We start from the raw sequence: 7,172 nt of genomic DNA, 5'->3' as shown, positions 1-7,172 counted from the left end.
GTGAAGCCGGCGAACCTCGGGTTCACCCGGCCGGTCGCGTCGGGCTCGAAGTCGTCCGGGCCGTAGGTGTCCATCCGGCGGGCGATCTCCTGGGTTTCCGCGGTGTGGATCACCCGGAAGGCCTCCGGGTCCTCGGCGGAGCCGCGGATGGCGCGCAGCAGCTGCTCGCGGCTGAAGGTGAGGCCGCTGGGCTCGGAGCCGCCGCGGACCTCCTTGCCCAGGATCTCGTGCACGTCCGGCGCGTAGTCCGCGATCATGTTGCCGAGCGGGCGGCGCAGACCGGCGGGCAGGCCGTTCTCACCGCCGGCCTTGTCGCCGCCGAGGGTCGCGACGGTCTCGTTCATGATCCGGGACATCACGGGGTCGTGCGGCGCAGCGCGCCCGCGGTCCGGTCCGTGCTCCCGTCCGCGCGGTCCTGTTGGGCCGTCATGGCGTCCTCACCCCCTGCCGAGCGCACCGTTGTAGGTGCGGTCGATCGCCGTCGAGTAGTTCTGGGTGACGCCCTCCATGAGCTGTTGGGTCACGCCGCCGGTGGCGTCGACGTCCCGTTGGGAGACGCCCGACAGCACCGCCTTGTACTCGATCATGGACTTGAGCTGCTCCTCACCCGCGGAGTAGTTCTTGCTGAGGTCGCCCTGGGCCTTGGTGTCGAGCTCGGCGTTGGCCTTGTTGGCGTAGTCGGCGGTGCCGACGTCGACCAGGCGCTGGGCGATGTCGCCGAACGGGCCGGGGAGGAAGTAGTTCACCGGGGTGCCGTAGATGTGGTAATCGATCTTGGATTGCCAGTTGTTCTTGAACTTCTGGTCCTCGCGGTGGTCGATCAGGACGTCGCCGCGCACGCCGTCGAGGGCGCCCAGGGCCTGGCCGGCCTCCTGGGTGAAGCCGGCGAACCTCGGGTTCACCCGGCCGGTCGCGTCGGGCTCGAAGTCGTCCGGGCCGTAGGTGTCCATCCGGCGGGCGATCTCCTGGGTCTCCGCGGTGTGGATCACCCGGAAGGCCTCCGGGTCCTCGGCGGAGCCGCGGATGGCGCGCAGCAGCTGCTCGCGGCTGAAGGTGAGGCCGCTGGGCTCGGAGCCGCCGCGGACCTCCTTGCCCAGGATCTCGTGCACGTCCGGCGCGTAGTCCGCGATCATGTTGCCGAGCGGGCGGCGCAGACCGGCGGGCAGGCCGTTCTCACCGCCGGCCTTGTCGCCGCCGAGGGTCGCGACGGTCTCGTTCATGATCCGGGACATCACGGGGTCGTGCGGGCGCGGCGGCTGGTTGCCGTGCGGGTCGCGGCCGGTGGCGGCGGCCTCCAGGGCGTCGCCGAAGGCGCCGCGCGAGGATTCGCGCGCGACACTGTCGAGCAGCTTGTCCTCGTGTCCCTGGAAGGGCCACGTACGGTCCTTGAGCAGGTAGTCGAGGTTCTTGTTGGCACCCGGGTCGAGGAACTCCTCGGAGGCCTCCGGGTTGCGGCTCATCGCCCGCATCAAGCCGCCCATCGGGTCGTCCCGGTCGTAGAGCGGGCCCCACAGCTCGGCGCCCTTCCGCTTGCTGGTGCGCTCGTAGTCGACCAGGTCGTTGCCGATCTTCTCCAGGAACGCCTTGTCGTAGTCGCCCTTCGCGCCCATCAGCTGGGTGAGGACCGGGTAGTCGTCGTTGAACCCGGCGGCCGAACCGCCGGGCTTGCGGGCGGCCTTGAGCAGGTTGTCCTGCCACTCCTTGCCCATGCCGCCGTCCTTGGTGGCGGTGGCGAGCACCTGGGACAGGTTGCCGTAGATGTCCTGGTAGCCCTTGGCGTCGCGGTCCCCGTGGGCGAAGTCGTTGTAGCTCTTGGCGTACACCAGCAGCGCGTCCGGGCCGGTCTGGTCGCCTGCCTTGAGGCTGTTGAGCAGGGTGGTGGAGAAGTCCTTGGAGCCGGAGTCGGCGGCCATCAGGTTCCGCAGCCGCAGCCGTTCCTCGTCGGAGAGGCTCTGGCCCTTGCCCAGCAGGTCGGCGGCGCGCTTCGCGTCGGCCACGTCGCCGCCGCCGTACGGGCTGGCGTTGAAGGCCGTCGTGCTGGTGCCGACATCGGTCTCGAGCGCTGAGGAGGCGCGCTGGTCGGCGGCGGTGGCCTTCTCGACGGCCTTGGTCAGCCGGTCGGATATCGCCTGGGCCTTGGCCTGCCGGTCCGACTGGTACTGGCGTTGGGACTCCTGGAAGTCCGGGTCGTTGTGCGAGGTGGAGTCGGTCGGCATCGGCGGCCAGCCGACCGTGCCGTCGGCGGCCACGGTGAGCTGCTGGCGCTCCGCGTCGTGGAGCGCCGCATCCAGGTCCTTGCGGGCCGCGGTGAAGTCCGACGCTGCGTCGCGGATGATCGCGGCGAGGGCGGTGGCGACGCCGGAGGCCTGGGTGAAGTCGGTGTCGATGGTCTTGAGGGTGCGGCCCGCGTCGTCGGCGGCCGCGCCCTGCCAGCCCGCCCGCTGCGGGGTGTTGGTGAGGTCTGTGCCGACTCGGGCGTCGAGCGAGCTGAGCGCCTTGGCCATGTTGGTCCAGGCCTCGGCCGCCTCGGTGACGCCGGAGAAGTCGGCCTCGTGCAGTTCCCTGAAGGACACCATGCCGCTGGGGCTCCTCTGTCGGTTCTCGGTTCTCGGGGCCGGGGGCTCAGCGGCCGAACTGGCCGGCGGTGGCGTGCTCGTTCGCCTGGTAGGTGCGCTGGGTGGTGTCGAGGTTGTCGGCGGTGCCGGTCAGCTTGTCGTGCAGGGTCTTGCACTGCTGCAGCCAGCGCTCGGTCGAGCCGGTGAGCGCGCCGGCGAAGGAGAAGCCGCGGATCCTGGTGGCGGCGGTGGTCGCGTGCTCGGCGAGGTTGTTGCCACCCTTGCCGTTGGCACTGTCGAGGTCGGTGGCGATCTGCCGGGCGATGCCGGCCGAGGCGTTGAGCTCGTGCGGCCGGTCCAGCCGGGTGGTGGGGGCGGACGGCGGCGGGCCGGGGGAGGGGTTCGGGGTGGGCCCGGCCGCGAACGGGGACGTGCCCGGTGCCGAGATCGGGATGACGATGTCCGGCGACGGGTTGCGCGGTGCGCCCGGCGGGGAGGCCGGCTGGACCGGCCCGGTGGTGAACCCTGGGGAGGCCATGTGCGTCTGCTTCCTTTCCTCTGACGAGAGATCAGAACCACTCCGACAACAGGGCGACCGTACAGGCCCGCCCCGTAGGTGTACCGACGCACCCTCCGTCACCCCGGTTGCGCTCTCCGTGTCAGGGATTCGTCAGGGCTGTGTCGGCGGGCGGAGGGTCTTGTTACCGGCGGGTCGCTTCCCTATCATCGCGAGTGTTACAGCTTTACTGTCAAACCCCGAGGGGGCGGTCGCCAGTGCGTGACCCGAGCAGTCCCGGCCCGCTGGCCGGGGTCCGGGTGGTCGAGCTCGCGGGGATCGGCCCCGGGCCCTTCGCGGGCATGCTGCTGGCCGACCTCGGGGCCGACGTGGTCCGGGTGGACCGGCCCGACCCCTCACCGCTCTCCCAGGACCCGGCCTACGACGTCACCAACCGCAACAAGCGCTCGGTGCTGGTCGACCTCAAGTCCCCCGGCGGGCCCGAGCAGGTGCTCGACCTGGTCGAACGCGCCCACCTGCTGATCGAGGGCTACCGCCCCGGAGTCGCCGAACGCCTCGGCGTCGGCCCCGAGGCCTGTCTCGCCCGCAACCCCGCCCTGGTCTACGGCCGGATGACCGGCTGGGGTCAGGACGGACCGCTGGCCGCCCGGGCCGGCCACGACATCGGGTACGCGGCGGTGGCCGGGGTGCTCGGCCTGATCGGATCGCCCGAGCAGCCGCCCGCCGTCCCCGCCAATTTGCTCGGCGACTACGCCGGCGGCTCGCTCTACCTGGTCGTCGGTCTGCTCGCGGCCCTCCACCACGCCGGTGCGACCGGCGCCGGCCAGGTCGTCGACGCCGCCATCGTGGACGGCGCCGCCCACCTCACCACCGTGCTCTGGGGGCTGCTCGCGGCCGGGCAGTGGCAGGACCGGCGCGGTGTGAACCTGCTCGACGGCGGTGCGCCCTGCTACGCCGTGTACCGGGCCAAGGACGGCGGCGACCTCGCCGTCGGCGCGCTGGAGCCGCGGTTCTACGCCGAGTTCGCCCGGCTGCTGGAGCTCGGTCCGGACGCCCCGGGCCAGTACGAGGTGGCCCGCTGGCCCGAACTGCGGGCGCGGATCTCGGCCCGCTTCGCCACCCGTACCCGCGCCGAGTGGGAGGCCGTCTTCGCCGGCTCCGACGCCTGCGTGGAGCCGGTTCTGACGATGCGTCAGGCTGCCTCGTACGGGCACCTGGTGGCCCGGGGGACGTACGTCGAGGCGGACGGCGTCACCCAGCCGGCGCCCGCGCCCCGGTTCTCCGCCACCCCCGGCACGCTGCGCCGCCCGCCGGCCAGGCCGGGCGCCGACACCGACGAGGTGGCCCGCGACTGGGGCGTGCCCGCCCTGCTGGCCCCGCCGGGCTCACCCGCTGAGCCCGCTGAGCCCGCTGAGCCCGCTGCCCCTGCTGAGCCGGCTCTCCCCGCTGTCCCTGCCGACCGGGCCGTCCCGGATTCCCCGGACGCCCCCGAGTCCCCGGATTCCCCGAATTCCCTGGGCTCCGAGGCCCGTTAAGGAGCTTGCCGTGGAACGCGACATCTACACCGAGGAGCACGAGGACTTCCGGGCGACCGTCCGGTCCTTCCTCGCCAAGGAGGTGCTGCCGCACTACGACCGCTGGGAGCGGGCCGGCATCGTGGACCGCTCCGCCTGGCTGGCCGCCGGCCGGCAGGGGCTGCTCGGGCTCGCCGTCCCCGAGGAGTACGGCGGCGGGGGCGCCGCCGACTTCCGCTACGCCGCCGTGCTCGCCGAGGAGTTCGCCCGGGCGGGCGCCTCCGGCCTGGCGCTCGGCCTGCACAACGACATCATCGGCCCGTACCTCACCTCGCTCGCCACCGACGAGCAGAAGCGCCGCTGGCTGCCCGGGTTCTGCAGCGGCGAGCTGATCACCGCCATCGCGATGACCGAACCCGGCACCGGCTCCGACCTCCAGGGCATCCGCACCCACGCCGTGGACCAGGGCGACCACTACCTGCTCAACGGTGCCAAGACCTTCATCTCCAACGGCATCCTGGCCGACCTGGTGGTCGTGGTCGCCAGGACCACCCCCGAGGGCGGTTCGCGCGGCCTGAGCCTGCTGGTGGTCGAGCGCGGGACGCCCGGCTTCGAGCGCGGCCGCAACCTCGACAAGATCGGCCAGAAGGCCCAGGACACCGCCGAGTTGTTCTTCGAGGACGTCCGCGTCCCCAAGGCGAACCTGCTCGGCGAGGAGCACCAGGGCTTCCTCTACCTGATGCGGAACCTCGCGCAGGAGCGGCTCACCATCGCGGCCGCCGCGATCGCCGGCGCCGAGTACCTGGTCGAGATCACCACCGAGTACGTGAAGCAGCGCGAGGCCTTCGGCCGGCCGCTCGCCAAGCTCCAGCACGTCCGGTTCGAGATCGCCGAGATGGCCACCGAGTGCGCGGTCACCCGGGCCTTCGTGGACCGCTGCATCACCGAGCACAACCGCTACGCGCTCACCCCGGCGGACGCCTCGATGGCCAAGTGGTGGGCCACCGAACTGCAGAAGCGCACGGCCGACCGCTGCCTCCAACTCCACGGCGGCTACGGGTACATGACCGAGTACCCGGTCGCCCGCGCGTTCACCGACGGCCGGATCCAGACCATCTACGGCGGGACCACCGAGATCATGAAGGAGATCGTCGGGCGCTCCCTGCTGGGCTGACCCCGGTCCCCGCCCCCCGCCCGCCCGGCGAAGCGCCCGCCAGACCGCGGAACACCCGCCCCGGCCCCTCCCGAACCCTCCCACCCCCCGCCCGGTCAGACCCCCGAAAGGCAATCCACCGTGACCACCGAAGCGTACGTCTACGACGCGATCCGCACCCCGCGCGGCCGGGGCAAGGCCAACGGCTCACTGCACGGCACCAAGCCGATCGACCTGGTCGTCGGCCTGATCCACGAACTGCGCCGCCGCTTCCCCGAGCTGGACCCGGCGGCGGTCGACGACATCGTGCTCGGCGTGGTCAGCCCGATCGGCGACCAGGGCTCCGACATCGCCCGGATCGCCGCCATCACCGCCGGCCTGCCCGACTCGGTGGCCGGCGTCCAGGAGAACCGCTTCTGCGCCTCCGGCCTGGAGGCGGTCAACCTGGCCGCCGCCAAGGTCCGTTCGGGCTGGGAGGACCTCATCCTGGCCGGCGGCGTCGAGTCGATGTCCCGGGTGAGGATGGGCTCCGACGGCGGTGCCTGGGCGATGGACCCGATGACCAACTACGAGAACCACTTCGTCCCGCAGGGCATCGGCGCCGACCTGATCGCCACCATCGAGGGCCTCTCCCGCACCGACGTGGACGCCTTCGCCGCCGAGTCGCAGGCCCGGGCCGCCAAGGCCCAGGCCGACGGCCTGTTCGACCGCTCGGTCGTCCCGGTCCGCGACCGCAACGGCCTGGTGGTGCTGGACCGCGACGAGTTCATCCGCCCCGGCACCACCGTGGAGACCCTGGCGGGCCTCAAGCCCTCCTTCGCCGGCATCGGCGAGGCCGGCGGCTTCGACGCGGTCGCCCTGCAGAAGTACCACTGGGTCGAGGCCATCGACCACGTGCACCACGCCGGCAACTCCTCCGGCATCGTGGACGGCGCGGCCCTGGTCGCGATCGGCAACCGCGGCATCGGCGAGCGGTACGGCCTGCGCCCGCGCGCCCGGATCGTCTCGGCCGCCGTCTCCGGCTCCGAGCCCACGATCATGCTCACCGGGCCGGCCCCCGCCACCCGCAAGGCGCTCGCCAAGGCCGGGCTGACCGCCGCCGACATCGACCTGGTCGAGATCAACGAGGCCTTCGCCGCCGTCGCCCTGCGCTTCGTCCGCGAGCTCGGCTTCCGCCCGGACCAGGTGAACGTCAACGGCGGCGCGATCGCCCTCGGCCACCCGCTCGGCGCCACCGGCGCGATGCTCCTCGGCACCCTGGTCGACGAGCTGGAGCGCCGCGACCTGCGCTACGGCCTGGTCACCCTCTGCGTGGGCGGCGGGATGGGCATCGCCACCGTCGTCGAGCGCGTCTGAGCCTCCGGCGGCCCGCCGCCGCCCCTTCCCGTGGCGCGGTGCGCGCGGCACCCCCCTTGTCCCGGCCCTCACAGGAG

General features: G+C 72.5%; 5 protein-coding genes and 1 pseudogene. 3 read left to right on the top strand and 3 right to left on the bottom strand.

Features of this window, described 5'->3' with window-relative positions; genetic code table 11:
* From ACIF6L_RS35540 to ACIF6L_RS35530, 3 genes and pseudogenes are all read right to left on the bottom strand, one after another.
* A pseudogene (locus tag ACIF6L_RS35540) lies at positions 1-344 on the bottom strand (hypothetical protein); the annotation flags it as partial.
* A 93-nt stretch (positions 345-437) separates the two neighbouring features.
* Positions 438-2,576 carry a hypothetical protein gene (locus ACIF6L_RS35535; protein ID WP_396491710.1) on the bottom strand — a complete coding sequence of 713 codons (2,139 nt, stop codon included), beginning with the start codon at positions 2,574-2,576 and terminating at the stop codon, positions 438-440.
* 46 nt (positions 2,577-2,622) lie between these two features.
* Positions 2,623-3,093, bottom strand: coding sequence for a hypothetical protein (locus ACIF6L_RS35530; protein WP_396491709.1), 471 nt, complete (start codon positions 3,091-3,093; stop codon positions 2,623-2,625).
* 236 nt (positions 3,094-3,329) lie between these two features.
* Here ACIF6L_RS35530 and ACIF6L_RS35525 point away from each other — a divergent pair, with 236 nt between their 5' ends.
* From ACIF6L_RS35525 to ACIF6L_RS35515, 3 genes are all read left to right on the top strand, one after another.
* Positions 3,330-4,607, top strand: a complete 1,278-nt coding sequence (locus ACIF6L_RS35525; protein WP_396491708.1) for a CaiB/BaiF CoA transferase family protein — start codon at positions 3,330-3,332, stop codon at positions 4,605-4,607.
* A 10-nt stretch (positions 4,608-4,617) separates the two neighbouring features.
* Positions 4,618-5,760, top strand: a complete 1,143-nt coding sequence (locus ACIF6L_RS35520) for an acyl-CoA dehydrogenase family protein (RefSeq protein ID WP_329487056.1) — start codon at positions 4,618-4,620, stop codon at positions 5,758-5,760.
* Positions 5,761-5,880: 120 nt separating this feature from the next.
* A complete protein-coding gene (locus tag ACIF6L_RS35515) occupies positions 5,881-7,095 on the top strand; it encodes an acetyl-CoA C-acetyltransferase (RefSeq protein ID WP_396491707.1) in 1,215 nt (404 codons plus the stop codon).
* Positions 7,096-7,172: the final 77 nt, after the last annotated feature.

The sequence above is a fragment of the Kitasatospora sp. NPDC086009 genome, assembly GCF_044540385.1.
In the GTDB taxonomy this organism is placed as follows: domain Bacteria; phylum Actinomycetota; class Actinomycetes; order Streptomycetales; family Streptomycetaceae; genus Kitasatospora.
Note: the sequence above shows the minus strand (reverse complement) of the source record. Positions and strands in the feature narration are given on the sequence as shown.